At 69.7% G+C, this 26,988-nt stretch carries 23 protein-coding genes; 11 read left to right on the top strand and 12 right to left on the bottom strand.

The window, feature by feature from the left end:
- Window positions 1-7: 7 nt before the first annotated feature.
- The 5 genes from Q0863_RS04610 to Q0863_RS04590 all read right to left on the bottom strand — a co-directional run bounded on the left by Q0863_RS04610 (window position 8) and on the right by Q0863_RS04590 (window position 6,892).
- Complete coding sequence (locus tag Q0863_RS04610) at window positions 8-1,291, bottom strand: replication-associated recombination protein A (protein ID WP_298575920.1); 1,284 nt, start codon at window positions 1,289-1,291, stop codon at window positions 8-10.
- 485 nt (window positions 1,292-1,776) lie between these two features.
- Window positions 1,777-2,457: a hypothetical protein gene (locus Q0863_RS04605; RefSeq protein WP_298575548.1), complete on the bottom strand. Its 681-nt coding sequence runs from the start codon at window positions 2,455-2,457 to the stop codon at window positions 1,777-1,779.
- Window positions 2,458-2,512: 55 nt separating this feature from the next.
- Window positions 2,513-3,139, bottom strand: coding sequence for an outer membrane lipoprotein chaperone LolA (lolA, locus tag Q0863_RS04600; protein WP_298575546.1), 627 nt, complete (start codon window positions 3,137-3,139; stop codon window positions 2,513-2,515).
- 281 nt (window positions 3,140-3,420) lie between these two features.
- Window positions 3,421-5,778 carry a DNA translocase FtsK gene (locus Q0863_RS04595; protein ID WP_298575919.1) on the bottom strand — a complete coding sequence of 786 codons (2,358 nt, stop codon included), beginning with the start codon at window positions 5,776-5,778 and terminating at the stop codon, window positions 3,421-3,423.
- A 46-nt stretch (window positions 5,779-5,824) separates the two neighbouring features.
- Window positions 5,825-6,892 carry an alanine dehydrogenase gene (locus Q0863_RS04590; RefSeq protein ID WP_298575544.1) on the bottom strand — a complete coding sequence of 356 codons (1,068 nt, stop codon included), beginning with the start codon at window positions 6,890-6,892 and terminating at the stop codon, window positions 5,825-5,827.
- Window positions 6,893-7,089: 197 nt separating this feature from the next.
- On the opposite strand from Q0863_RS04590, the gene trxB reads away from it, so the two are divergent.
- The 6 genes from trxB to Q0863_RS04560 all read left to right on the top strand — a co-directional run bounded on the left by trxB (window position 7,090) and on the right by Q0863_RS04560 (window position 13,718).
- A complete protein-coding gene (trxB, locus tag Q0863_RS04585; protein WP_298575541.1) occupies window positions 7,090-8,049 on the top strand; it encodes a thioredoxin-disulfide reductase in 960 nt (319 codons plus the stop codon).
- 43 nt (window positions 8,050-8,092) lie between these two features.
- Window positions 8,093-9,358 (top strand): DUF2254 domain-containing protein, encoded by a 1,266-nt coding sequence (locus Q0863_RS04580; RefSeq protein WP_298575538.1) that lies wholly within the window; start codon window positions 8,093-8,095, stop codon window positions 9,356-9,358.
- Window positions 9,355-10,503 carry a GNAT family N-acetyltransferase gene (locus tag Q0863_RS04575; RefSeq protein ID WP_298575534.1) on the top strand — a complete coding sequence of 383 codons (1,149 nt, stop codon included), beginning with the start codon at window positions 9,355-9,357 and terminating at the stop codon, window positions 10,501-10,503. Before Q0863_RS04580 ends, Q0863_RS04575 begins: the two co-directional genes overlap by 4 nt.
- A 139-nt stretch (window positions 10,504-10,642) precedes the next feature.
- Window positions 10,643-11,389: a leucyl/phenylalanyl-tRNA--protein transferase gene (gene aat, locus Q0863_RS04570; RefSeq protein ID WP_298575531.1), complete on the top strand. Its 747-nt coding sequence runs from the start codon at window positions 10,643-10,645 to the stop codon at window positions 11,387-11,389.
- A gap of 101 nt (window positions 11,390-11,490) precedes the next feature.
- Window positions 11,491-11,709 carry a translation initiation factor IF-1 gene (gene infA / locus Q0863_RS04565; protein WP_112926214.1) on the top strand — a complete coding sequence of 73 codons (219 nt, stop codon included), beginning with the start codon at window positions 11,491-11,493 and terminating at the stop codon, window positions 11,707-11,709.
- A 152-nt stretch (window positions 11,710-11,861) separates the two neighbouring features.
- Entirely contained in the window at window positions 11,862-13,718 is a 1,857-nt protein-coding gene (locus Q0863_RS04560) for a DUF885 domain-containing protein (protein WP_298575521.1), read from the top strand.
- Between the two features lie 93 nt (window positions 13,719-13,811).
- On the opposite strand, the gene clpA is transcribed toward Q0863_RS04560, so the two are convergent.
- Complete coding sequence (gene clpA / locus Q0863_RS04555; RefSeq protein ID WP_298575518.1) at window positions 13,812-16,094, bottom strand: ATP-dependent Clp protease ATP-binding subunit ClpA; 2,283 nt, start codon at window positions 16,092-16,094, stop codon at window positions 13,812-13,814.
- A 78-nt stretch (window positions 16,095-16,172) separates the two neighbouring features.
- A complete protein-coding gene (clpS, locus tag Q0863_RS04550) occupies window positions 16,173-16,490 on the bottom strand; it encodes an ATP-dependent Clp protease adapter ClpS (RefSeq protein WP_298575516.1) in 318 nt (105 codons plus the stop codon).
- 106 nt (window positions 16,491-16,596) lie between these two features.
- Here clpS and Q0863_RS04545 point away from each other — a divergent pair, with 106 nt between their 5' ends.
- The 4 genes from Q0863_RS04545 to hflD are packed head-to-tail and all read left to right on the top strand — an operon-like array spanning window position 16,597 to window position 19,258.
- Entirely contained in the window at window positions 16,597-17,073 is a 477-nt protein-coding gene (locus tag Q0863_RS04545) for a hypothetical protein (RefSeq protein ID WP_298575514.1), read from the top strand.
- A gap of 3 nt (window positions 17,074-17,076) precedes the next feature.
- The gene (locus tag Q0863_RS04540; RefSeq protein WP_298575511.1) at window positions 17,077-17,541 is read left to right on the top strand and encodes an NUDIX hydrolase; all 465 of its coding nucleotides are present in this window, start codon (window positions 17,077-17,079) and stop codon (window positions 17,539-17,541) included.
- The gene (gene mnmA, locus Q0863_RS04535; RefSeq protein WP_298575508.1) at window positions 17,538-18,659 is read left to right on the top strand and encodes a tRNA 2-thiouridine(34) synthase MnmA; all 1,122 of its coding nucleotides are present in this window, start codon (window positions 17,538-17,540) and stop codon (window positions 18,657-18,659) included. The genes Q0863_RS04540 and mnmA overlap by 4 nt, the downstream gene beginning before the upstream one ends.
- Window positions 18,659-19,258 carry a high frequency lysogenization protein HflD gene (gene hflD / locus Q0863_RS04530; protein WP_298575915.1) on the top strand — a complete coding sequence of 200 codons (600 nt, stop codon included), beginning with the start codon at window positions 18,659-18,661 and terminating at the stop codon, window positions 19,256-19,258. The genes mnmA and hflD overlap by 1 nt, the downstream gene beginning before the upstream one ends.
- Window positions 19,259-19,467: 209 nt before the next feature.
- Here hflD and Q0863_RS04525 read toward each other — a convergent pair whose 3' ends face one another.
- The 4 genes from Q0863_RS04525 to Q0863_RS04510 form a co-directional block, all read right to left on the bottom strand.
- A complete protein-coding gene (locus tag Q0863_RS04525) occupies window positions 19,468-19,824 on the bottom strand; it encodes a DUF3817 domain-containing protein (RefSeq protein ID WP_298575506.1) in 357 nt (118 codons plus the stop codon).
- A gap of 113 nt (window positions 19,825-19,937) precedes the next feature.
- Window positions 19,938-22,532, bottom strand: coding sequence for a bifunctional aconitate hydratase 2/2-methylisocitrate dehydratase (acnB, locus tag Q0863_RS04520; RefSeq protein ID WP_298575503.1), 2,595 nt, complete (start codon window positions 22,530-22,532; stop codon window positions 19,938-19,940).
- A gap of 35 nt (window positions 22,533-22,567) precedes the next feature.
- Entirely contained in the window at window positions 22,568-22,966 is a 399-nt protein-coding gene (locus tag Q0863_RS04515) for a type II toxin-antitoxin system VapC family toxin (protein WP_298575500.1), read from the bottom strand.
- Window positions 22,963-23,160 carry an AbrB/MazE/SpoVT family DNA-binding domain-containing protein gene (locus tag Q0863_RS04510; protein WP_298575498.1) on the bottom strand — a complete coding sequence of 66 codons (198 nt, stop codon included), beginning with the start codon at window positions 23,158-23,160 and terminating at the stop codon, window positions 22,963-22,965. Before Q0863_RS04510 ends, Q0863_RS04515 begins: the two co-directional genes overlap by 4 nt.
- Window positions 23,161-23,327: 167 nt before the next feature.
- Here Q0863_RS04510 and acnA point away from each other — a divergent pair, with 167 nt between their 5' ends.
- Window positions 23,328-26,093, top strand: coding sequence for an aconitate hydratase AcnA (acnA, locus tag Q0863_RS04505; protein WP_298575495.1), 2,766 nt, complete (start codon window positions 23,328-23,330; stop codon window positions 26,091-26,093).
- A 267-nt stretch (window positions 26,094-26,360) separates the two neighbouring features.
- On the opposite strand, the gene Q0863_RS04500 is transcribed toward acnA, so the two are convergent.
- Entirely contained in the window at window positions 26,361-26,849 is a 489-nt protein-coding gene (locus tag Q0863_RS04500; protein ID WP_298575493.1) for a nuclear transport factor 2 family protein, read from the bottom strand.
- Window positions 26,850-26,988: the final 139 nt, after the last annotated feature.

Raw genomic sequence — 26,988 nt, 5'->3', positions numbered from 1 at the left:
GCCGCGGCTATGCGCCGGAGTCGCCCTGCCTGCGTCCGCTGGCGCCGCGCGCCGAACGCAATCGATCGAGCTTGTCCTTGAGCTTGAGCTCCATGCCGCGCTCCACGGGGCGGTAGTAGATCCGCTCGCCCATCGCATCGGGGAAGCCGGTCTGGTCCAGGGCCACGCCGCCGTCGCTGTCGTGGTCGTACTGGTAGCCCTTGGCGTAGCCCAGCTCCTTCATCAACCGGGTCGGCGCGTTGCGCAGGTGCATCGGCACGTCCTGCGTGCCGTATTCGGACACGTCGCGCCGGGCGGCCTTGAACGCGACATAGGCCGCGTTGGACTTGGCGGTGCTGGCCAGGTAGATCACCAGCTGCGCGAGCGCGAGTTCGCCCTCGGGACTGCCGAGCCGGTCGTAGGTGTTCCAGGCGTCGATGGCCATTGGCAGGGCGCGCGGGTCGGCCAGGCCGATGTCCTCCACGGCCATGCGGGTCATGCGCCGTGCGAGGTAGATCGGGTCGCAGCCGCCGTCGAGCATGCGCGCCAGCCAGTACAGCGCGGCATCGGGGTTGGAGCTGCGCACCGACTTGTGCAGCGCCGAAATCTGGTCGTAGAACTGTTCGCCGCCCTTGTCGAAGCGGCGGGTGCGATCGGCCAGCACCTGCTCGAGCACCGCGTCGGTGATCGTGCCGCCCTCGCCCGCCAGTTCGGCCGCGATTTCAAGCAGGGTCAGGCCACGGCGCACGTCGCCGTCGGCCGCGACCGCGATCAGGTGCAGCTGTGCGTCCTCGATCCGCAGTCCGCGCCCGCCGAGCCCGCGCTCCGCGTCTTCGAGCGCCTGCTGCAGCGCGAGCCGGATGTCGTCGGCCGACACCGCCTCCATCACGTGCACGCGGCAGCGCGAGAGCAGCGCGGAGTTCAGCTCGAACGAGGGGTTTTCGGTGGTCGCGCCGACAAACACGATGGTGCCGCGCTCTATATGCGGCAGGAACGCGTCCTGCTGCGCCTTGTTGAAGCGGTGCACCTCGTCCACGAACAGCACCGTGCGGCGGCCTTCGGCGAAGCGGTGGCCAGCCTCGGCCAGCACCTGGCGCACCTCCGGCAGGCCCGACAGCACCGCGGACACCGAGCGGAAGTCGGCATCGGCATAGCGTGCCAGCAGCAGCGCCAGCGTGGTCTTGCCGCAGCCGGGCGGGCCCCACAGGACCATCGAGTGCACGGCGCCCGCTTCGATCGACGTGCGCAGCGCCGAATCGGGCGAGACCAGCCGCCGCTGCCCCACCATCTCGTCGAGCGTGCGCGGGCGCATGCGCTCGGCCAGCGGGCGCAGGGCGGCGTTGTCGGCGGTGAGCAGGTCGGGCGCGGGGCCGGCGCCGGGGGAAGCCTTGCGGGGCACGCGAGCGAAGTCCGTGGATCGATGGGGGCGACACGATACCAAGGCGGGCGTGGGGACCGCGCGGCGGGCCTGTTTTCCGCGGCATGCGCCTGTCCCGCCACGGCCACGGCCAGGGTCAGGGTCAAGGTCCTACGGATAGTGCCAGTATCCGGGCAAGTTCCTGGCACCGCCGCGCCGCCGCCCCGGTCCGGCCTCACGCTGTGCGCGGTGATGCTGCGGCTGTGCTGCCCGCCCGGCATTGCAGGACTCGCGTAGGGCAGCGGGCGGGACCGCACGGGCAGCCTTCATCCGCGAGCGGTGCCGCCGAGGGCATCAACCAGGGCTGCCAGCTTGTGCGTCACGGCGCGTGGCGCGGACCTTTGCCCAACCGCGCCGGGCGTCCTGCCGGCGAAAGCGCGTCAGCGCGGCGCGACGCCGAGTTCGTAGTTCACCCGCTGCCAGGCATTGGCGACCTGGTCGTACAGCGCCTCGATACGCACGGGTGTATTGCCGTTGCGGCCAAAATCGGCGACGCCCCGTGCATTGATCCGCAACAGCCGGCGACCGCCCTCGACGGTGCTGATGTCGTCGAGCTGCAGCCGCGCCGAGGTGTCGCCGAACTGCCGGTCGAGTTCGACCGTCACGCGCTCCTCGAGCTGGCGCACGAGCATCGAATCATTGGGCACTTCGCGCTCGCCGGCCGCGACCCCGCCGATCAGGATCCGCGGATAGCCGGCGCTGGCGAAGGTCGTGTCGTACAGCGTGCTGAACCGGAACCCGATCCAGTCGGCATCGTCGCCGAGCCGCATGCGCCCCTGCCCGCTGACGGTGCGGTCACTCAGGCTGGCGATGGCGACATCGAACGATTCGATGGCCACCGCGATCGACGGCGTATTCATCTGTTCGGCCAGGGCGGCCACGACCACCGCGGCCACCGCGTTGTCCAGGGCTTCGTCGCCGCTGGTGGCAAGACGCTGCGGCGCGGGTGCCGCCAGCGGCGCGGGCGGCGACGTGGCGGGAGGCGACTGCGCGAGCGCCGGAAGCGTCGCCAGACAGGCGGCAGCGAGCAGCAGTCGCGCGCGGGAGCGGCATCGGATCATCGGTGGCGGTCGCCCATGCATGCTGTTCCCGTCCCCGTCCTCGACGCCGGTCCGGTCAGCCCTCGCCCACCACGTCCACGCCGGCCGGCGGCGTGTAGGTGAACGTATCGGCGGCAAAGGCGGGATTGCGCTTCCAGCTGCTGAAGCGGATCTGCGTGCGCTGGCCCAGTGCGTCGACGATCTCCATCCGCGCCAGGCCCGAAGCGTCCAGGCCGAGGCGCGCGCTCTGGAACGCGGCATCGTCGGCAGCCTGCTTCGGCTTGAGCAGCAGCCACTGCAGGCCGTCCGATTCGCCGCCGTCCTCGACCAGGAAGTCGCGGTCCAGGCGGCCCGGATCGATCAACGCGGCCAGTGGGCTGTCCTGCTCTGCGCTGCCCTGCGGACGCCGGCTGACCTGTTCCAGGTCCGGGTCGTAGACCCACACGGTACGGCCATCTGCCACGATCAGCTGCGGATAGGGCTTCTCGTACTCCCAGCGGAACAGGCGCGGCGCGGACAGCGCGACACGCCCGCTGGACGACTCGCGCACGCGGCCGTTGTCGTCGAAGACCTGCTGGGCGAACCGGCCATCCAGGCCCTTCAGGCCACGGGTGAAGCTGTCGAGCTGCTCGCGCGCGCCAGCATGTGCGGCGCCCGCCAGCACCACGAGTGCGATGAACAGCCAGCGGTGTGTGCGGATCATGGAAGGCATCCTTCGTGATGGGTGGCGCAAGTCTGCAAAGAGGAAGCTGAACAAGCACTTCGCCCATCCAGTGCAAGGAAACGGGAATCGGGGTGGAAGGCGGACGGGCGCTCCGGGACAACGGCTCCGTCCATTGCGCCGTTGACGGGCGTGGCGCCGGAGGCGTCTTCGCGGACGGGAGCAAGGCGCGCGCCTTTGCCCGTGGTCCCGTGCAATCAGGAAAAGGTGCGTCCCGGTGCCGCCGCGCCCGCGACGACGAACCGGGGAATCGCCGCGCCGCCCTACTTCGGCGGCGGCGGCGCCAGCACGGCACGGTCGCCGTTGTGCTCGGGCGCGGACACCACGCCGGCCGCCTCCATCGCCTCGACCAGTCGTGCGGCGCGGTTGTAGCCGATCTTGAGCCGCCGCTGCACGCCGGAGATCGAGGCACGGCGCGTCTCGGTGACGATCTTCACCGCCTCGTCGTAGAGCGGATCGGATTCGTCGCCGGAGGCGGCGCCGGCTTCCGGCAGTCCGGTTGCGCCGACCGTCGTGCCGTCGTACATGGTCTGCGACTCGTCCAGCACGCCCTCGATGTAGTCGGGGCCGCCGCCGCTCTGCTTGAGGTTCTCGACCACGCGGTGCACTTCCTCGTCGGAGACGAAGGCGCCGTGCACGCGCTCGGGCATGGCGGTGCCCGGCGGCAGGTACAGCATGTCGCCATGGCCCAGCAGGGTCTCGGCGCCGGACTGGTCGAGGATCGTGCGCGAGTCGATCTTGCTCGAGACCTGGAACGCGATGCGGGTGGGGATGTTGGCCTTGATCAGGCCGGTGATCACGTCCACCGACGGACGCTGCGTGGCCAGGATCAGGTGGATGCCCGCCGCGCGCGCCTTCTGCGCCAGCCGCGCGATCAGTTCTTCGACCTTCTTGCCGACGATCATCATCATGTCGGCGAATTCGTCGATGAAGATGACGATGAACGGCAGCGTCTCCAGCGGCTCGGCGACGTCGCTGGACTCGGGATTGGGGCGGAACAGCGGATCGAGCAGCGGTTGCCCGGCCTCCTGCGCGTCGCGGACCTTCTTGTTGAATCCGGCCAGGTTGCGCACCCCGACCGCGCTCATCAGCTTGTAGCGCCGCTCCATCTCGGCCACGCACCAGCGCAGGCCGTTGGCGGCCTCCTTCATGTCGGTGACCACCGGCGCCAGCAGGTGCGGGATGCCCTGGTAGACGCTGAGTTCCAGCATCTTCGGGTCGATCATCAGCATCCGCAGCTCTTTCGCCGACGCCTTGTACAGCAGGCTCAGCACCATGGCGTTCACCGCCACCGACTTGCCCGAACCGGTGGTGCCGGCCACCAGCAGGTGCGGCATGCGCGCAAGGTCGGCCACGGTCGGCCGCCCGGCGATGTCCTTGCCCAGCGCCAGGGTCAGCGGGCTGGCGGACTTGTCGTATTCCTTCGAGCGCAGCAGTTCGCTCAGGTAGATCATCTCGCGATGGGTGTTCGGCGTTTCCAGCCCGATCACCGACTTGCCCGGGATCACGTCGACCACGCGCACCGACTTCACGGAGAGGCCGCGCGCGATGTCCTTGTCCAGCGAGCTGATCTGGCTGACCTTGATACCGGGCGCCGGCTCGATCTCGAAGCGGGTGATCACCGGACCCGGATAGGCGCCCACCACCTGCGCGTCGATGCGGAAATCCTTGAGCTTGAACTCGATCTGCCGCGACAGCGTTTCCAGCGTGTCCTCGTCGTAGCCCTTGGGCTGCGGCTTGGGATCGTCCAGCAGCGCCAGCGGCGGGATGCCGGAGCCATCCGCGACATGGAACAGCGGAATCTGCTGCTCGCGCTTGGCGCGCTCGCTCTTCTCCACCACGGGCGCGGGCGGCGGCTCGATCTTCACCTTCTCGCGCCTGGCGCGCAGTTCGGTGTCGACCTTGCGCGTCTCCTCCCGCTCGACGCGGCGCTCATGGGCCTGGATGCGTTCGGCCGCCTGCTTGCGGCCGCGCCGCAGCAGTTCGGGCAGCCGCAGCACCCAGCCGCCGACGCGGTCGGCCACCGCCAGCCAGGACAGTCCGGTCGCCAGCGTCACCGAGACCAGCAGCAGCGCCAGCAGGAACAGGTTGCCGCCGAGCGCGCCGAAGCCGCGGTCGAGCGAATTGCCGACCAGCCGGCCGAGGATGCCCCCGCCGCCCTGCGGCATGCCTTCGACGTTGCCCAGGCGCAGGTACAGCATCCCGGCCCCGGCAACCACGAAGCCGACGATGCCGACCAGGCGCAGCGCCGGACCGAAATCGACCCGCCCGTCCCCGTCCGAATCCATGCCGAACAGCGCGATCCAGGCGATCGCGCCGAGGATCAGCGGCAGCAGGTAGGCCACGTAACCGGTCAGGCCGAGCAGGATGTCGGCGATGCGCGCGCCGACCGGGCCGCCGGCGTTGTGCAGTTCGCTGGCCACGCCGCCGCCTGAGGCGACGAACCAGCCCGGGTCCTCGGGCGAATGGGTGGCCAGGCACACCAGCAGGTACAGCAGCAGCGGCGCGATGAGGATCATCGCGATGTCGCGCAGCAGGCGCTGGCGGCGAGGATCCGGCGGCGTGGCCTCTTTGGCCGTCGCGCGCTGGCGCTTGCCGCGTTCAGGAATCGCCCGAGCCACCGTCATCCACTGCCTTAGCAAATCGATCCAATGCCTTGATCTTAATTCAAAGGTCCAGCGATTGCAGGGCTGGATGCACCAGCCGCCCGCCCTCGACGTTGAGGCCCCGCCGCAGCGCGGGGTGCTCACGCCAGCCGCCCGAGGCCAACCGGTCCACCCAGGGCAGGATCGCCGCGCAGATGGCCTGCGAGCTGGTCCGCGGCACGGCGCCGGGCATGTTGGTGACGCAGAAGTGGGTGACCCCCTCCTCCACGTAGGTGGGCGCCGCCCAGCTGGTCGGACGCGAGGTCTCGAAGCAGCCGCCCTGGTCGATCGCGATGTCGACGAGCACGCTGCCATCCTCCATCGCCCGGACCTGGTCGCGGCTGAGCACTTGCGGGGCGACCGCGCCGGTCACCAGCACCGCGCCGACGACCAGGTCGGCCGAGGCCACCTCGCGGGCGACCACGTCCTCGTAGGGATGCAGCGTGGTGACGTTCTGGCCGACCCGCATCATCGCCTCGCGCCGGTCCTGGCGCGTTTCGAACACGACCACGTTGGCTCCGCCCGCCGCCGCGGCCGTCACCGCCGCGCCGCCGGCCTGGCCGGCGCCGAACACCACCACCCTGCCGCGCGGGGTCGACGGCAGCCCGCCAAGCAGGACGCCCTTGCCGCCCAGCGGCTGGTGCAGGTGCGTCGTGCCGACCTGGACCGCGATCCTGCCGGCGATCGTCGACATCGGCGCCAGCAGCGGCAGTTCGCCCCCGTCCGTTTCGACGGTCTCGAAGGCGATGCCGGTCAGGCCGATCTGCAGCAGGCGACGGGTCAGCACAGGATCGGGCGCGAGGTGCAGGTAGCAGAACAGCAGGTGGTGCGCGCGCAGCAGCGCGAGGTCGCCTTCGACCGGCTCCTTGACCTTGACGATCAGTTCGCCGCGTTCGTACAGCGCGCCGGCATCGGGCGCGATGCGCGAACCCAGGCGCTCGTAGTCGGCGTCCGCGAAACCCGACAGCACGCCGGCGCCGCGCTCGATCCACACCTCATGCCCGCGCCGCACCAGGTCGCCCGCCGCGGCCGGGACCAGCGCCACGCGACCTTCGAGCGCCTTGGTTTCCTTCGGTACTCCGATGCGCATGCGTCCGCTCCGGTTCCTGATGGCCGTTGCCGGCAAGAAAAGACCCGCATCGCGCGGGCCAGGAGCGGAACTGCGCGCCCGGGAACGGCGCCGCGGATGCTGCGCTTCGCCGGCGGAGCCGCGCGCGCCTTGTGTTGCCGCCGCGCCGCCGCCAAGCTATGGGCCCGTCAAGCCGCGCTCATGAACTGCGAGTATACATGCCACTTTCTTCGCCCCGGCACATCCGCCTGATCATCCTCGGCTCCGGCCCCGCCGGCTGGACTGCCGCCGTCTACGCCGCGCGCGCCAACCTCAAGCCCGTGGTCATCACCGGCCTGCAGATGGGCGGCCAGCTGATGACTACCACCGAGGTCGACAACTGGCCCGGCGATGCGCACGGCCTGCTGGGCCCGGACCTGATGGCGCGCATGCAGGCGCACGCCGAACGCTTCGAGACCGAAGTGGTGTTCGACCAGATCCACACCGCCGACCTGTCGCAGCGGCCGTTCCGCCTGGTCGGCGACAGCGGCGAGTACACCTGCGACGCGCTGATCATCGCCACCGGCGCGACCGCCAAGTACCTCGGGCTCGAATCGGAAGAAGCGTTCAAGGGGCGCGGCGTGTCGGCCTGTGCCACCTGCGACGGCTTTTTCTACAAGGACCAGGACGTGGCCGTGGTCGGCGGCGGCAACACCGCGGTCGAGGAAGCGCTGTACCTGTCCAACATCGCCCGCAAGGTCTACCTGGTGCATCGCCGCGACACGCTGCGCGCCGAGAAAATCATGCAGGACAAGCTGTTCGCCAAGATTGCCGCGGGCAAGATCGAGCCGGTGTGGCACCACACCGTGGACGAGGTGCTGGGCAACGACGCGGGCGTCACAGGCATGCGCCTGAAGTCGGTGCAGGACGGCAGCACCCGCGAGATCGACGTGCACGGCTTCTTCGTCGCGATCGGCCATACGCCCAACACCACGCTGTTCGAAGGCCAGCTGGCGATGAACAACGGCTACCTCGACATCCGCTCGGGCCTGGCCGGCGGTGCCACCGAAACCTCGGTCAAGGGCGTGTTCGCCGCCGGCGACGTCGCCGACCAGGTCTACCGCCAGGCGATCACCTCGGCCGGCTTCGGCTGCATGGCCGCACTCGACGCCGAGCGGTTCCTGGACAAGGGCGGCTGAGCGGCGCGCGACGCCGGATCGTCCAGCCGCCTGGCCTTCGCCCATGGCCCCGACCCTCCCCCAGCTCCGGCTCGCGCTCAGGCGCGTGGTGCGGCGCATGCGTTTCAGGGCCACGGTGTACGCCCTGTTCGGGATGGGCGCGGCCCTGCTGGGTGCCCTGGTCAGGCCGTGGATCCCGGACGGCGTCGCCGGCATCGCCGGCGCCGATTCGGTCGGCAACCTGCTGACCATCCTCGCCTCGTCGATGCTGGCGGTCACCACGTTCTCGCTGTCGATCATGGTGGCGGCCTACGCGTCCGCCTCGAGCGGCGCGACGCCGCGCGCCACCCGACTGCTCATCGCCGACAGTTCCGCGCAGAGCGCGCTGGCGACGTTCATCGGCGCGTTCCTGTTCTCCGTCGTCGGGCTGATCGCACTGAGTACCGGGCTGTACGGCGATGGCGGCCGCGTCGTGCTGTTCGCCGCCACCGTGCTGGTGATCGCGCTGATCACCCTGACCCTGCTGCGCTGGATCGACCAGCTGTCGAGCTTCGGTCGCGTCGGCGCCACCATCCAGCTGGTGGAGGACGCGACCGCCAAGGCCATACGGGCGCACCTGCGTGATCCGTGGCTGGGAGGTGCCCCGGGCGCGCGGGACGTGCAGGCCGGCGCGCAACCGGTCGCGGCAGGTGGCGTGGGCTATGTGGAACACGTGGACGTGGAACGGCTGTCGGTCCTCGCGTCGCAGGCGGGCGGCGTGGTCCACGTGGCGATCCGTCCAGGCGGCCTGGCCTCGCCGGGACGGCCGCTGGCCTGGTATGACGGGCCCGGCTTCGACCGCGCGCTGGCCGACGGGGTCCGCTCCGCTTTCACGCTCGGAACGCAGCGCAGCTTCGAGCAGGATCCCCGGTTCGGATTCGTGGTGCTCGCCGAGATCGGTTCGCGCGCCCTGTCGACTGCGACCAACGACCCGGGGACGGCGATCGATGTGCTGGTGACGGTGACGCGGCTGCTCTGCGGCTGGGCCGGCGCCGGGTCCGCGCCGACGGAACCCCGCCATCCGCGGGTATTCGTGCCGCCGGTGGATGTCCCGGACGTCTTCGAGGACGTCTTTCCGCAGCTGGCGCGCGACGGCGCCGGCTTGCTGGAGATCGGCATCCACCTGCAGAAGACGCTGGCCGCGGTGGCGTCCTGCGGGCACCCCGCGTTCGCGGAAGCCGCCCGCGTACATGCCGGCCACGCACTTGCGCGCGGGCTGGCCGCGATCGACTTCGAGCCCGACCGCGACGCCTTGCTCCGCTCCATCCCCCGTCTTCCCGAAAGCGCATGAGCCCGGTGGCGCGATGGCTGGCACGCCTGTGCGACGTGCCGGCGGAGCAGTGGGATGCACTCCACGGTGGCCACCACCCCTTCATCGCGCACGCCTTCCTGGAAGGACTCGAATCGCGCGGCTGCCTGCGGCAGGAGTGGGGCTGGACCGCGCACCACCTGACCCTGTGGGACGACGGCAGGCTGGTGGCGGCGGCGCCCGCGTACTTGAAGCACAACTCGCACGGCGAGTTCGTCTTCGACCACGCCTGGGCCCATGCCTATGCGCAGCACGGGCGCGACTACTTCCCCAAGCTGCTGTGCGGCGTGCCCTATTCGCCGGTCACCGGTCCGCGACTGCTGGCGCCGGACGCTTCGCTGCGCACCACCCTGGCGCATGCGCTGGCGGCGGAAGCCGCGCGCCTGGGACTGTCGTCGGCGCACGTCAACTTCCATGCCGCCGGGGAGGACGCGGACTTCGGCGACGATTGGCTGGCGCGGACCGACATCCAGTACCACTGGCGCAACGACGCCGGCTGGCTGGATTTCAACGACTACCTGGCGGCGATGGACCACAAGCACCGCAAGAACATCCGCCAGGAACGGGCCCGGGTCGCGCGCGCAGGCATCGGGTTCCGGGTCGTGCACGGCGGCGAAGCCAGCGCGGCGGACCTGGCCGCCATGCACCGCTTCTACCTGCAGACGTTCGCCGAGTACGGCAACTCGCCGGCGCTGACCCTGGAGTTCCTGCAGCACCTGGCCCGGGCCATGCCGGAGCGGCTGGTGCTGTTCCTGGCCACGCACGAAGGCGGGACCGTGGCCGGTGCGCTCTGCCTGCGCGGCGGCGACACGCTCTATGGCCGCTACTGGGGCGCGCTGGCCGCGCTGCCGGGCCTGCACTTCGAGACCTGCTACTACCAGGGCATCGATTACTGCCTGCGCGAGGGCTTGCGGGTGTTCGAACCGGGTGCCCAGGGCGAACACAAGATCGCGCGCGGCTTCCTGCCGGTCGACGTGCGCAGCCGCCACTGGATCGCGGACGGCAGCTTCCGCGAGGCATTGGCGGCCTGGTGCGCGGAGGAACGCGCCGTGGTACGTCGCAACAAGGCCTGGCTGGCGCAGCGCTCCCCGTTCCGGCACCCGTCCGGCCCCGTCGCGAGCGGCTGAGACGCCTGCGGCCGGCTCGCCGCCACGGGGACCATCGATCACGCCGAAGCGACCGTGCCGGCCCCAGGCTCCATCGCGACGCCGCGCGAACCCACCGCATCGAACCCGCGAGCGCGTCCACCGCCCCTACAATCCGGGCGTGACCCTGTCCCTGCCCCGGCTGCCCGACGACCCGGCCGCGCCGTTCCCCGATGCCGCCACCGCGCTGCGCCAGCCGGACGGACTGCTCGCCTACGGCGGCGACCTATCCCCGACCCGCCTGCTCAACGCCTACCGCCACGGCATCTTCCCCTGGTACTCGGACGGGCAGCCGATCCTGTGGTGGTCGCCGGACCCGCGCATGGTGTTCCGCACCGACGCGGTGCACCTGTCCTCGCGCTTCCGGCGCAGCCTGCGGCGCTCGGACTGGGTGGCGCGCGCCGACACCGCGTTCGGGCGCGTCGTCGAACGCTGCGCGCGCATCCCGCGGGAAGGACAGGCCGGCACCTGGATCACCCCGGCGATGGAGGCGGCGTACCTGCGCCTGCACGCGCTCGGCCACGCGCACAGCGTGGAGGTGTTCGCCGACCCAACCGCGGACGCGGCGCTGGTCGGCGGCATCTACGGCGTCGCGGTCGGACGGATGTTCTTCGGCGAGAGCATGTTCAGCGCCGCCTCGGGCGGCTCCACCGCCGCGCTGGCCGCCCTCGCCCACTGGCTCGACGGGCGCGGCTGGCCGCTGATCGACGCCCAGGTGGAGAACCCGCACCTGCTGTCGCTGGGCGCGGTGCACATGCCGCGCGAGCGGTTCCTTGAAGCCGTCGACGCACTGGCCGGCGCGCCGGACGCGGCCGGGTCCTGGAGCACCGGCTTCGGCATGCTGCCGCTGCGCCGGCTCGGCGGATGAACCCCGACGACGCCCGCTTTGCATGAAATGGGCGCGCGTGGCAGAATGCCCCGCTTATTTTCGCGGCAGTGGCACGCCCGCAACCACCGGCAACAGGACGAATGGCGAAAGACGACGTCATCGAATTCGAAGGCACGATCTCCGAGACCCTCCCGAACACCATGTTCCGGGTGAAGTTGGAGAACGGCCACGAAATCATTGCGCATATCTCCGGACGCATGCGCAAGAACTACATCCGTATCCTGACCGGCGACAAGGTCAAGGTCGAGATGACTCCCTACGACCTGACCAAGGGTCGCATCACCTACCGCATGAAGTAAGCCGGCACTCCGCCGGTCGCGCCGCATCGGCGCCGCCTCCTGCACCGCGCCACGGCGCGAGAACCCGCACCCGGATCGCCCCTGCCATCAGTCGCATGGCGGGACCGGTCCGGCACGCCTATGCTCCGTGCATCCCCAACTGGAGATGCACCATGCAAAGGCCTGCCCTCGTCCGCACCCTCGCCCTGTCGGTCGCGCTCGCGCTCGCCGCGCCCATCGCCCTTGCGCAACAGGAAGCGCCGGTCGCGGCTGCCAGCGCTGCGCAGAGCGAGAGCCAGCGCCTGAATGCGTGGTTCGAGCAGAAATACCAGGAAGAGCTACGCTTCAGCCCCATCACCCTGACCTTCCTCGGCCGCAAGGAACTCTACGACCAGCTCGACGACATGTCCGAGCAGGCCCAGGACGAGCGCCTCGCCTGGCGCAAGGCCACGGTCCAGGAGATGGAAGCGCGTTTCGACCGCGATGCGCTCGACGACGAGGCCAGGCTGTCCTGGGACCTGTGGAAGCTCCAGTACGACAACGCTGCGGCCTCCAACGCCTTCCGCCGCAATGTCTACGTGTTCAACCAGATGCAGGGCGCGCAGTCGTTCCTGCCCACCTTCCTGATCAATTTCCACAAGGTCGCGACGGAGGCGGACTACCTGGCCTACCTCTCCCGGCTGAAGGAGGCGCGCCGCGCCATGGGCCAGATGCTGGAGCTGGCCCGGCGCAACGCCGACGACGGCTACCGCATGCCGCGCTTCGCCTACGACGGCGTGCTCAAGGAAGCGCGCGCGGTGGTCACCGGCGCACCGTTCGACGAGGGCTCCGATTCTGCCCTGTGGGCCGACCTGCAGGCCAAGGCCGACGGCCTGGTGAAGTCCGGCGCCATCGATGGCGGACGCGCCACCGCGCTCAAGGCGCAGGCCCGCGAGGCGCTGCTGGCCAACATCCAGCCGGCCTACCGCGCGCTGATCGCCTGGGCCGAGGAAGACCGCGCCGAGGCCATCGACAACCCGTCCGGCGTAGGCACCACCCAGCCCGACGGCAAGGACTACTACCGCCACCAGCTGCGCATGCACACCACCACCGATCTCGACGCGGAGGCCGTGCACAGGATCGGGCTGGACGAGGTCGCACGGATCCACGGCGAGATGGAAGCGCTGATGGAGCGGGTCGGCTTCGAGGGCGACCTGCAGGCCTTCTTCAGGCACATCTCCACCGATCCAAAGTTCAAGTATCCGGACACGGATGCAGGCCGGCAGGCCTACATCGACGATGCGACGCGCGCCATCGACAACATCAAGAAGGTGCTGCCACAGTACTTCGGGCTGCTGCCCAAGGCCGACCTCGTGGTCAAGCGCGTCGAACCGTTCCGCGAACAGCCCGGCGCCGCGCAGCACTACTTCCCGGGCACCGCCGACGGTTCGCGGCCGGGCATCTACTACGCGCACCTGTCGGACATGAACGCGATGCCCAAGCCCGAACTCGAGGTGATCGCCTACCACGAGGGGCTGCCCGGCCACCACATGCAGATCTCGATCGCGCAGGAGCTCACCGGCGTGCCGGAGTTCCGCACCCAGGCACGCTCCACCGCCTATTCCGAAGGCTGGGGCCTGTACGCCGAATGGCTGGCACGGGAAATGCCGGGGACCTACGCCGACCCCTACTCCGAGTACGGCCGCCTGGCGTCCGAACTGTGGCGTGCAGTGCGGCTGGTGGTCGACACCGGCCTGCACGCCAAGGGCTGGACCGAGCAGCAGGCGGTGGAGTACTTCAGCCGCAACTCCGCCACGCCCGAAGCCGCGATCCGCTCGGAGATCCAGCGCTACATCACCTGGCCCGGCCAGGCGACGGCTTACAAGATCGGCATGATCCGCATCCAGGAGCTGCGCGCGAAGGCCGAATCGGAGCTCGGCGACCGTTTCGACATCCGCGGCTTCCACGACGCGGTGCTCGGCGGCGGCGCGCTGCCGCTGAACCTGCTGGAGCGCCGCGTCGACCAGTGGATCGCCAGCCGCAAGGCCTGAATCCGGAATCGTCCGGCCGGCGCGCCCCGGCCGGACAGGAAGCCAGAAAAAAGGCGGCCAATGGCCGCCTTTTTTCCGTCGCGCGTACTCAGTTCACTCCACGGTGGCCGGGAGCAGCTTCTCCGGCTCGGCGAAGGTCTCGACCACCAGCTCGTCGTCCTTGACGTCGATGCCGACGCGGCCGCCGTTGACGAGCTTGCCGAACAGCAGCTCGTCGGCCAGCGGACGCTTGACCTTGTCCTGGATCACCCGCGCCATCGGCCGTGCGCCCATCTGCGGATCGAAGCCGTGCGCGGCCAGCCAGTCGCGCGCCGCCGGCGTGCTCGTCATCGCCACGTTCTTCTCGTGCAGCTGGGTTTCCAGCTCGATCAGGAACTTGTCGACCACGCGCAGGATGTGGTCCATGCCCAGCGCCTGGAACTGCACGATCGCATCGAGCCGGTTGCGGAACTCCGGGGTGAAGCCCTTGCGGATCACTTCCATCGCGTCGGTGCTGTGGTCCTGGCGGGTGAAGCCGATCGAACGACGCGAGGCCTGCGCCGCGCCGGCGTTGGTGGTCATCACCAGGATCACGTTGCGGAAGTTCGCCTCGCGCCCGTTGGTGTCGGTGAGCACGCCGCGGTCCATCACCTGCAACAGGATGTTGAAGATGTCCGGATGCGCCTTCTCCACTTCGTCGAGCAGCAGCACGCAGTGCGGCGTCTTGACGATCTTCTCGGTCAGCAGGCCGCCCTGGTCGAAGCCGACGTAGCCGGGAGGCGCGCCGATCAGGCGCGACACCGAATGCGGTTCCATGTACTCGGACATGTCGAAGCGCACCAGCTCGATGCCCAGCTGCAGCGCCAGCTGGCGGGTGACCTCGGTCTTGCCCACGCCGGTGGGGCCGGCGAACAGGAAGTTGCCGATCGGCTTGTCCGGGTTGGCCAGGCCGCTGCGCGCAAGCTTGATCGCCGAGGTCAGGGTCTCGATCGCCGGGTCCTGCCCGAAGATCACCATCTTCAGGTTGCGCTCCAGGTGCTCGAGCACGTCCTTGTCGGACGCGCTGACCTGCTTGGTCGGGATGCGCGCCATCTTGGCGACGATGGCCTCCACCTCCTCCACGTCGATCAGCTGCTTGCGCAGGTCCGCCGGCAGCAGCCGCTGGCGTGCCCCGGCCTCGTCGATCACGTCGATCGCCTTGTCCGGCAGCAGCCGGTCGCCGATGTGCTTGACCGACAGGTCGACCGCGGCCTGCAGCGCATCGTCCTCGTAGCGGACGTCGTGGTGTTCCTCGTACTTGGACTTCAGGCCGCGCAGGATCTCGTAGGCCTCGCCCACGGTGGGCTCGACGATGTCGATCTTCTGGAAGCGCCGCGCCAGCGCACGGTCCTTCTCGAAGATGCCGCGGTATTCCTGGAACGTGGTCGAGCCAATGCAGCGCAGCTCGCCGGAGGCCAGCGCCGGCTTGATCAGATTGGACGCGTCCATCGTCCCGCCCGAGGCGGAACCGGCGCCGATGATGGTGTGGATCTCGTCGATGAACAGGATCGCGCCGGGGTGCTTGCGGATCGCCGAGAGCACGGCCTTGAGCCGCTTCTCGAAGTCGCCGCGGTACTTGGTCCCAGCCACCAACGCGCCCAGGTCGAGCGAATAGATCGTCGCGTCGGCCAGCACCTCGGGCACCTCACCGTGCACGATGCGGCGCGCCAGGCCTTCGGCGATCGCGGTCTTGCCGACCCCGGCCTCGCCGACGTACAGCGGGTTGTTCTTGCGACGGCGGCAAAGCACCTGAATGGTGCGCTCCACCTCCTCGGCGCGCCCGACCAGGGGGTCTATCCGGCCCTCGCGGGCCATGGCGTTGAGGTCGGTGGCGTAGTCGGCCAGCGCGTCGCCCTTGGTTTCGCCTTCGGCGCCTTCGGCCCGGGCCGCGGCGTCCTCGCCCGGCTGTTCCGGCGCCTCGCCGCCGCTCTTGGCGATGCCGTGCGACATGTAGTTGACGACGTCCAGGCGCGTGACGTCCTGCTGGTGCAGGAAATACACCGCGTGCGAATCCTTCTCGCCGAAGATCGCCACCAGCACGTTGGCGCCGGTGACCTCCTTCTTGCCCGAGGACTGGACGTGGTAGACGGCCCGCTGCAGCACGCGCTGGAAGCCCAGCGTGGGCTGGGTATCGCGGCCGTCGTCTTCCGGCAGCTTCGACACCGACGTCAGGATGGCCTGCTCCAGGTCGCCGCGCAGGCGCTCGAAGTCCGCGCCGGTGGCCTTGAGCACGGCTTCGGCCGAGGGGTTGTCGAGCAGTGCAAGCAGCAGGTGCTCGACCGTCATGTACTCGTCGCGCGCCTCGCGGGCGCGCTTGTAGCACTGGCCGATGCTGTACTCGAGATCCTTGCTGAACATGGGGAGGGAACCTCCAGGGAACTGCAGCCTGTATGGGGCCGCGTTTCCGGCTTTTCCATGCCCCGGCCTGAGCCCCTTTTAGGCCTTTTCCATGGTGCAGAGCAAGGGGTGCTGGTTGAGCCGGGCATATTCGTTCACCTGCGCCACCTTGGACTCGGCGACTTCCCGGCTGAACACGCCGCAGACCCCCCGCCCCCGGGTGTGGACATGCAGCATCACCTGGGTGGCCTTTTCCAGGTCCATGGCGAAGAACCGCACCAGGACGTCGACCACGAAGTCCATGGGCGTGTAGTCGTCGTTCAGCAACAGCACCGAGTACAGCGGCGGCCGCGCCAGCTCCGGCTTGCCGCTCTCGACGACGGTGCCGTGTTCGTGTTCGGGATGCTTGCGGGTCATCGGCCAATTATACGGACGCGGCGCGACGCGACGGCCCCGGGTGCCCGCCATGGACGCCGCGCTGCCCGGCGCGAGACAATCCCGGCTCCAACCGAGGGGACCCGCAATGAAACACCGCATTCCGCTGATGCTGGCCATCGGGGCGCTGGCCGTCCTGGCCACCCTGCCCGCCTGGGCCGACACGTCGGTGGCCAAGCGCCTGGACGCGCGCGGCGTGACCTACACGGTCGACGAGGACGGCGACTACAAGGTGATCTACAACTACAGCGAGGAAGGCCGCACCCAGCTGGCGTTCGTCTCCGGCGGCACCGAGGACATCGCAGGCTTCCGCATCCGCGAGGTGTTCGCCCCGGCCGCGCGCCTGGAGCAGGACCGCGTCGATGGCCGCCGCGCCCTCGAACTGCTCGGGGACAGCCGCAGCCAGAAGCTCGGCGCCTGGGAGGTCGCCGGCGACGTGCTGTACTTCGTGATCAAGCTGCCCGACAGCGTCGACGGCGCGGGCCTGGAGGCGGCGCTGGACGTCGTGGCCCAGGTCGCCGACGACAAGGAAATCGAGCTCAGTGGCGATCGCGACGAACTCTGAGCCATGAGCTATCGCGAAGGCCGCTTCTGGCAACCGGACGTGACCGTGGCCACGGTCGTGGTCGACGGCGGCCGGCTGCTGTGCGTCGAGGAGCGGGCGGGCGGACGGCTGGTCATCAACCAGCCGGCCGGCCACCTGGAGCCGGACGAAAGCCTGATGGAAGCGGCGCTGCGCGAGACCCGCGAGGAAACCGGCTGGGATGTGCGCCTGACCGCCTTCATCGGCGCCTACCAGTGGAAGGCGCCGGAGACCGGCCGCCACTACCTGCGCTTCGCCTTCGCCGCCGAGCCGCTGCGGCACGATCCGAAGCGGACGCTGGACGAGGGCATCGAACGTGCCCTGTGGCTGGCGCCATCCGAGCTGCGCGCCGAATCGGCCCGCCACCGCAGCCCGCTGGTCTGGCAGGTCGTGGCCGACCACCTGGCCGGACGCCGGCATCCGCTGTCGCTGGTGCAGCACCTGGAATGAGCGGCCCGCAGGTCATCGTCGGCATGTCCGGCGGCGTGGATTCCTCGGTCGCCGCGCTGCTACTGCGCGATGCCGGCACGCCGATCGCCGGGTTGTTCATGCAGAACTGGGCGGATGATGGCAGCGGCGAATGCCGCGCCGAGGACGACCGCCGCGACGCGGTCGCGGTCTGCGGCCGGCTGGGCATCCCGGTCCATTTCCGCGATTTCTCGTCCGAGTACTGGAGCGGCGTGTTCGAGCACTTCATCGCCGAGTACGCCGCCGGGCGTACGCCGAACCCGGACGTGCTGTGCAACCGCGAGATCAAGTTCCGGCATTTCCTCGACGCGGCGCGCGAGCTGGGGGCGGAGAAGATCGCCACCGGCCATTACGCCGGCGTGGCGCGCCGGGGCGGCCAGTGGCGGCTGCTGCGCGCGGCCGATCGCGGCAAGGACCAGACCTATTTCCTGCACCAGCTCGGCCAGGAGCAGCTGGCGGCGACCGTGTTCCCGCTCGGCGGGCTGGCCAAGACCGAGGTGCGGACGATGGCGCGCGAGGCCGGCCTGCCGACCGCGGCCAAGAAGGATTCCACCGGCATCTGCTTCATCGGCGAGCGCGATTTCCGCAGCTTCCTGTCGCAGTACCTGCCCGCGCGCGAGGGCGAGATGCAGACGCCCGACGGGCGCGTGGTCGGCCGCCATCCGGGCGTGTTCTATTTCACCCTCGGCCAGCGCGAAGGCCTGCAGCTGGGCGGGCTGCGCGGTTTCGACGCGGCGCCCTGGTACGTGGTCGGCAAGGATGTCGCGCGCAACGTGCTGGTGGTTGACCAGGGCAGCGACAGCCCCTATCTCAGATCGACGCGGCTGTGGAGCGAGCCGGCGCACTGGATCGGCGGAAGCCCGCCGGCGCGCCGCTTCGACTGCACCGCCCAGACCCGTTACCGGCAACCGGAGGAACCCTGCCAGGTGAGCATCGACGAATCCAGCGGCAACCTCGAGGTGGCCTTCCGCAATCCGCAGCGTGCGGTCACCCCCGGCCAGTCCGTGGTGCTCTACGACGGCGATGCCTGCCTGGGCGGTGCGATCATCGCCGCCACCGACGCGGCGCTCGAGCAGCGCATGCGCGGGGCCGCGGCATGATGGACGATCGCGTCCTCGCCTTGGCTGGACTGGCGCAGGCACTGCGGCAGGTGCGCCGCATCGCCGAAACCGGCCAGGCCGACGCCAGCATCCTTGCGACCTGCCTGGACAGCGTATTCCGCATCGATGCCGACTCGCCCGAGGAGGTCTACGGCGGGGCGCGCAACCTGCGTCCCGGGCTGCTCCTGCTGCGCGACTTCCTGTCCAGCCAGGGCGACGACCCGCAGCTGCCCAAGCTCGGCCTGGCGGTCAGCCAGCTGGAGCGGCGCTTCGTCGCCGACGAGGAGATGGCCGGCCGCGTGCACGAAGGCATCCTCGCCATTCGCCCGCAGGCGCAGGAACTGGGCAGCAGCCATCCGCAGGTGCTGTCGGCGCTGGGCACCCTTTATGCCGACACCGTGAGCCAGCTCCGGCCCAAGGTCATGGTCCAGGGCAATCCGCACTATCTGGGCCAGGCCGGCGTGGTGGCCGAGATCCGCGCCATCCTGCTCGCCGCGCTGCGTTCGGCGGTGCTGTGGCGCCAGGTCGGCGGCAGCGTCTGGGACCTGTTCCTGCGCAAGCGCGCCCTGCAGCAGTCGATCGAGGGCTGGCTGGACTGAGCCGGCCGGGCGCCGTCCGCGGCGCGGGAAAGCCGATGGCCGCGCGACCGAGCCGCGTGCGCGGCAGGATCCCGGTGGCCTCGCGCCAGCCGGTGTCGCGGACTCCGCCATCCGCGCCGCTGGAGGACGCAGGGCAAGGCCGGCGGCACGGATGCGTGCGCATGGCCGGGGCTGGCGGCACTGCCGGTCGCCACGGTGCGCGCCTGGCTTCAGCGAGGATCCGGCTCCACGGCCGCGGCCGTCGCCGGCGCCGACAGCAGCCCGCGGCGCCGGAACCACAGCTCAAGCGGCAGCGTGACCAGCGGCGGAATCGCCGCCAGCACCGCCAGCAGCAGCGCCCACAGCGGCCAGCGCAGCCTGGCGCCCGCCACGAACGCCGTCGCCAGGTACAGCAGGAAGGCCGCGCCATGCAGGCGGCCGAACAGCCAGACGCCGAGGTCGGTCGTGCCGCTGACGTACTTGAGGTACATCCCGGCCAGCAGGCCGGCCCAGGTGAAGGCTTCGATCAGTGCCACGACCGAGAAGAAGCGGCCGGTCGTCGAGACCGGCTGTCGGATGGAGTGCATGCGTGGAACCAGGGACGGGAAGGAAGGATGCCGGCACGGCAACGCGGCATGCGCGGCGCTGGCAGGCAAACGCCCGGACTGGCCGGGCGTTCGCCTCGATGCCGCTGCGTGGATCAGGCGGCCGGGACAGCCTCCGCCGTCTCGCGGTATTCCTCGATCTGGTCGAAGTTCATGTAGCGGTAGATCTCGGCGCCCTGTTCGTTGATCACGCCGATGTCCGCCATGTACTCCTCCCTGGAGGGGATCTTGCCCAGTCGCGAGCAGATCGCCGCCAGTTCCGCCGAGCCGAGGAACACGTTGGAGTTGCGCCCCAGGCGGTTGGGGAAGTTGCGCGTGGAGGTGGAGAACACCGTCGCGCCCTCACGCACCTGCGCCTGGTTGCCCATGCACAGCGAGCAGCCCGGCATCTCCATGCGCGCACCGGCGGTGCCGAAGGTGCCGTACACGCCTTCCTTGGTGAGTTCGGAGGCATCCATCTTGGTGGGCGGTGCGACCCACAGGCGGGTCGGGATATCGCGCTTGCCTTCCAGCAGCTTGGCCGCGGCGCGGAAGTGGCCGATGTTGGTCATGCACGACCCGATGAACACTTCGTCGATCTTCGTGCCGGCCACGTCGGACAGCGTCTTCACATCGTCCGGGTCGTTCGGGCAGGCAAGCAGCGGCTCGTGCACGTCGGCCAGGTCGATCTCGATCACCGCGGCGTATTCGGCATCGGCATCGGGCTCGAGCAGCTGCGGGTTGGCCAGCCACTCTTCCATCTTCGCGATGCGGCGCGCCAGCGAACGGGCGTCCGCATAACCCTCGGCGATCATCCACTTCAGCAGGGTGATGTTGCTGGTGAGGTACTCGATGATCGGCGCCTTGTCGAGCCGCACCGTGCAGCCCGCGGCCGAGCGCTCGGCCGAGGCGTCGGACAGTTCGAAGGCCTGCTCCACCTTCAGGTCCGGCAGGCCCTCGATCTCGAGGATGCGGCCGGAGAAGATGTTCTTCTTGCCCTGCTTGGCGACCGTCAGCAGGCCGGCCTTGATCGCGTAGTACGGGATCGCGTTGACCAGGTCGCGCAGGGTCACGCCCGGCTGCATCTGCCCCTTGAAGCGCACCAGCACCGACTCGGGCATGTCCAGCGGCATCACGCCGGTGGCCGCCGCGAAGGCGACTAGGCCCGAGCCGGCCGGGAACGAAATGCCCACCGGGAAGCGCGTGTGCGAGTCGCCGCCCGTGCCGACCGTGTCGGGCAGCAGCATGCGGTTGAGCCAGCTGTGGATCACGCCGTCGCCGGGGCGCAGCGAGATGCCGCCGCGGGTGGAGATGAACTCCGGCAGGGTGTGGTGGGTCTTGACGTCGACCGGCTTGGGATAGGCGGCCGTGTGGCAGAACGACTGCATCACCAGGTCGGCGGAGAAGCCCAGGCAGGCCAGGTCCTTGAGCTCGTCGCGGGTCATCGGGCCGGTGGTGTCCTGCGAACCCACCGACGTCATCTTCGGCTCGCAGTAGGTGCCCGGGCGCACGCCCTGCCCGTCCGGCAGGCCGCAGGCGCGACCGACCATCTTCTGCGCCAGCGAGTAGCCCTTGCCGCTGTCGGCCGGCTGCTGCGGCAGGCGGAACAGGTCGGTCACCGGCAGGCCCAGGGACTCGCGCGCACGCGCGGTCAGGCCACGGCCGATGATCAGCGGAATGCGGCCGCCGGCGCGCACCTCGTCGAACAGCACCTCGGACTTGACCTGGAATTCGGCGATCACCTCGCCGTTCTTGAGCGCCTTGCCCTCGTAGGGGCGCAGTTCGACCACGTCGCCGTGGTGCATCTGCGAGACGTCGAGTTCGATCGGCAGTGCGCCGGCGTCTTCCATCGTGTTGTAGAAGATCGGCGCGATCTTGCTGCCCAGGCACACGCCGCCGGCGCGCTTGTTGGGGATGTACGGGATGTCGTCGCCGGTCCACCACAGCACCGAGTTGGTGGCCGACTTGCGGCTCGAACCGGTGCCGACCACGTCGCCGACGTAGGCGACCAGGTGGCCCTTGTCCTTGAGCGAGAGGATTTCCTGGATCGGGCCGCGCCTGCCGTCCTCTTCCGGCACGAACGGGGCGTCGGGACGCCTGTTCTTGAGCATCGCCAGCGCATGCATGGGGATGTCCGGCCGCGTGGTGGCGTCGGGTGCCGGCGACAGGTCGTCGGTATTGGTCTCGCCGGGCACCTTGAACACGGTGACGGTCAGCGATGCGGGCACTTCCGGGCTGGAGGTGAACCATTCTGCATCGGCCCAGCTCTGCAGCACGGCGCGGGCGTTGGCGTTGCCGCCGCGCGCCTTCTCTTCCACGTCGTGGAAGGCGTCGAACACGAGCAGGGTCTTCTTCAGGCCTTCCGCGGCGATCGCGCCGACCGCGGCGTCGTCCAGCAGCTGGACCAGCGGCGCGACGTTGTAGCCGCCCAGCATGGTGCCGAGCAACTCGGTGGCGCGCTCGCGGCTGATCAGCGGGGTCGACTCGCTGCCGAAGGCGATGGCGGCCAGGTACGAGGCCTTGACCTTGGCGGCCTCGTCCACACCCGCCGGGACGCGGTGGCTGAGCAGGTCGACGAGGAAGGCTTCCTCGCCGGCAGGCGGATTCTTGAGCAGTTCGATGGCCGCGGCGGTCTGCTGCGCGGACAGCGGCAACGGCGGGATGCCGAGTGCGGCGCGCTCGGCGACGTGGTGGCGGTAGGCTTCCAACATCGGGGTTCTCCAGGAAAAACTGTCACGAAAAAAAATCAGGCCTTGGGCACGACCAGCTTCAGGCCCTTGAAGTAGTCGCGGTGGAATGCGGTGTCGAAGGTGACCAGGGCGTCGCACTGCAGCAGCGCGTGCGCCCCGACCAGGAAATCGGCGATGGCGCGCGGCTCTCCACCGCGCTGCCGGTGACGCCGTTCCATCTCGCCCGCGCGCAGCGAGGACTTGGCCTCGACCGCGCTGAAATGCACGCCCATCTCCTCCAGCGCGGCAAGCGCGTCGGCGCCGTTGCGCAGGCTGGCGCACAGCTGCGCCAGGGCCACGTCGCACAGCACCACGCGTCCGCCGGCCAGGCACTGGCGCAGGCTGGCCTCGACCGCATCCGCGCGCGGACCGTCGGCGAGCAGTTCCACCAGCACCGGCGCGTCGACGGCGATCATCCGTCCTTCCTGGTGCCCTGATCGAGCGCGAACTTGCCGCGCACGCGGGAAATCGCGTCGTCCACGCTCTTGCGCAGGACGATCCGGCTGCCGTCGAGTTCGACCTTGAGCACGCTGCCCTTGGTCAGTCCCAGCGCATCGCGCACGGCCTTGGGCAGGGTGATCTGGCCGCGTTCGGCCACGGTGGCTTCCATCGCGCGTCTCCCATGCATGGAACGGTATGGACGGATTATACATACTTTCGACTCCATACTTGCGCTCCCATACTGTCCGCGACCCCGGCGGTTCTCGCATGCCGGCAACAACGATCCGCGTAGACTCGCCGGCAGACGCCGCAGCCAACAGCCAAAGGAGTCCCACCATGGCCGACACGTTCTCCACGCACGCCACCCTTGAGGTCGGCGGCCAGTCCCTGACCTATGCCAGCCTCCCGAAGCTGGGCGAACGGTTCGATATCGCGCGTCTGCCGTACTCGATGAAGATCCTGCTGGAGAACCTGCTCCGTCAGGAGGACGGCGTGACCGTGCTCCCCAGGCACATCGAGGCGGTCGCCAACTGGGACCCGAAGGCCGAACCCGACATCGAGATCGCCTTCATGCCCGCCCGCGTGGTGCTGCAGGACTTCACCGGCGTGCCCTGCGTGGTCGACCTGGCGGCCATGCGCGATGCGGTGGTCCGGCTCGGCGGCAGGCCCGAGCAGATCAATCCGCTGATCCCGTCCGAACTGGTGATCGACCACTCCGTGCAGGTGGACGTGTTCGGCCGGCCCGACGCGCTCGACCTCAACGGCAAGATCGAGTTCGAGCGCAACAAGGAGCGCTACGGTTTCCTGCGCTGGGGGCAGAAGGCGTTCGACAACTTCAAGGTGGTGCCGCCCAACACAGGCATCGTCCACCAGGTCAACCTGGAGCATCTGGCGCGCGTGGTGATGACCGCCGAGCGCGACGGCAGGACCTGGGCCTATCCGGATACGGTGTTCGGCACCGACAGCCACACCACGATGATCAACGGCATCGGCGTGCTGGGCTGGGGCGTGGGCGGCATCGAGGCCGAGGCGGCGATGCTCGGCCAGCCCTCGTCGATGCTGATCCCGCAGGTGGTGGGTTTCCGCCTGACCGGGCGGCTGCCCGAAGGCGCGACCGCCACCGACCTGGTGCTGACGGTGACCCAGATGCTGCGCAGGCACGGGGTGGTCGGCAAGTTCGTGGAATTCTTCGGCGAAGGACTGCAGCACCTGCCGCTGGCCGACCGCGCCACCATCGGCAACATGTCGCCCGAGTACGGTGCCACCTGCGGCATCTTCCCGGTCGATGCCGAGGCGCTGCGCTACCTGCGCCTGTCGGGCCGCAGCGAAGAGCAGATCGCGCTGGTCGAGGCCTATGCCAGGGCGCAGGGGCTCTGGCACGAGCCGGGCCAGCCGGCGGCGACGTACTCGTCGGTGCTCGAGCTCGACATGGGCGAAGTCAAACCGTCCCTGGCCGGTCCGAAGCGCCCGCAGGACCGCGTGCTGCTGGAGGAGGTGAAGCAGAACTTCCGCGACAACGTCGGCCCGCTGGTGGCCGCGCGCGACGCCGGCCGCGACCCGCAGGTCGGCCGGTTCGAGAAGGAAGGGGGCGACCAGCCGCAGGCAGAACGCCTGGCCGCCAAGCCGGTCTCCACGATCAGCCTCGAGGACGGCGAACACGAGCTGCGCGACGGCTCGGTGGTGATCGCGGCCATCACCTCCTGTACCAACACCTCCAACCCCGCGGTGATGCTCGGTGCCGGCCTGTTGGCGCGCAACGCCGTCGCCAAGGGACTCAAGGCGGCACCCTGGGTGAAGACCTCGCTCGGGCCGGGCTCGCTGGTGGTCACCGATTACCTGCGCAAGGCAGGCGTGCTCGACGATCTGGAGAAGCTGGGTTTCCACGTGGTCGGCTACGGCTGCACCACCTGCATCGGCAACTCCGGCCCGCTGCCCCAGGCGGTGTCCCGCGGCATTGCCGAGAACGACCTGGCCGTGGCCTCGGTGCTCTCGGGCAACCGCAACTTCGAGGGCCGCATCCACGCCGAGGTGAAGATGAACTACCTCGCCTCGCCGCCGCTGGTGGTCGCCTACGCGCTGGCCGGCACGGTCGACATCGACCTGACCCGCGAACCGCTGGGCCACGACCGCGACGGCAATCCGGTGTTCCTGCGCGACATCTGGCCCAGCAACAAGGAAATCGGCGACTTCATCGCCAGGACGGTCGGCCCGGAAATGTTCAAGCAGAACTACGCCGACGTGTTCAAGGGCGACGCCCGCTGGGCCGGGATCGAATCGCCCGATGGCGACCTCTACGCCTGGGACGAGGCCTCCACCTACATCAAGAACCCGCCCTACTTCGACGGCATGACCATGGATGTCGGCGACATCGACGACATCCGCGGTGCGCGGGTCATGGGCATGTTCGGAGACTCGATCACCACCGACCACATTTCCCCGGCCGGTTCGATCAAGAAGGACTCGCCCGCGGGCCTGTTCCTGCAGTCGCGCGGGGTGCAGCCCGCCGACTTCAACAGCTACGGTTCGCGCCGCGGCAACGACGATGTGATGGTGCGCGGCACCTTCGCCAACATCCGCATCAAGAACCTGTTCTTCGGCGGCGAGGAAGGCGGCAACACGCTTTACTTCGGTGCGCCGGGCGAAACGGCCTCGCCGGAGAAGATGTCGATCTACGACGCGGCGATGCAGTACCGCGCCGCGGGCGTGCCCACGGTGGTGTTCGCCGGCAAGGAATACGGCACCGGCTCCTCGCGCGACTGGGCGGCCAAGGGCACCAACCTGCTCGGCATCCGGGCGGTGGTCGCCGAGAGCTTCGAGCGCATTCACCGGGCCAACCTGGTCGGCATGGGCGTGCTGCCGCTGCAGTTCCGCGAAGGCGAGAACGCGCAGACGCACGGGCTGGACGGCACCGAGGTGATCGACATCGTCGGCCTCGAAGACGGACGCGCGAAGTCGGCGACCATCGTGGCCACCCGCGCGGACGGATCGCAGAAGCGCATCGAGGTCGATGTGCTGCTGTTGACGCCGAAGGAGGTGGAGTACTTCCGACACGGCGGCCTGCTCCACTACGTGCTCCGGCAGCTGGCCTCGCGCAAGGGCTGACCCGCGGCATCACGGGTCGGAAGCCCGGCCCTCGCGCATCGCGCGAGGGCGTTCGGCCGCGCTGTGCGGCATGCCGCACCAGCAGCGCGCCCTCACCCGACACGGCGGCCTGCTCCACTACGTGCTCCGGCAGCTCGCGGCGCGGCAATAAGCCCGCGTCGGCACACGAGGCGGAAGCCCAGCCCTCGCGCGCAGCGCGAGGGCGTTCGGACGCGGGGGTGAAATGTCGCGGCGCCGCTCCACCGCCCGATCCCGCGCCGCAGCGCCCTAGAGGGCCGGCTTCCAGCCTGCGCTCACCAGCATCCACTCGCCATCCTCCAGGCGCCAGCCCGATTCGACGTCGTAGACCTGCGCGCTGTCGGGCAGTGCGCGGCCGCTGCCGCCGCGCAGGATGGCCTTGCTCCGGACCGTGGCGTGCGCCGGCGCCATGTCCACGTCGAGGGGGCCGAGCGTCAGGCCGATCTCGCGATGGCGCAGCGCGAAGCCCATCGCCAGCCTGCGCGCGCCGTTGCGGTCCAGGCCGTCATTGCCGATGAAGTCCTCGGCCAGGTGTTGCTGCAACGCAGCAGGGTCGCGCGCCTCGATGGCGGCGGCCAGACTGGCCACCCGCGCGCGCAGCGCAGCCTCGGGGTCGTCGCGCGCGCACGAGGTGGACAGCGCCAGCAGCAATACCATCGCCAGCCACGCACCGATCGCGCGACCCACGCGCAGCCGCGCGCCGGGCGCGCCATGCCAACCACGTTCAATGCTTTCCATGCCCGCTACTGTACGGTCCGCGACGTCCCGGCAGTCGCCCCGCGCTGCGCGTCTGCGCGCCTTGCCAGTCGTCCAAGCCCTATGCTCCAATCCATACTGATCGGTATCGCCCAGAATGCCGGCCCAAACGTCCGTTGAG

It is taken from the genome of uncultured Luteimonas sp. (assembly GCF_947492465.1).
Classification (GTDB): domain Bacteria; phylum Pseudomonadota; class Gammaproteobacteria; order Xanthomonadales; family Xanthomonadaceae; genus Luteimonas.
The sequence above is the reverse complement of the archived record's forward strand: the minus strand, read 5'-3'. Positions and strand labels throughout refer to the sequence as shown.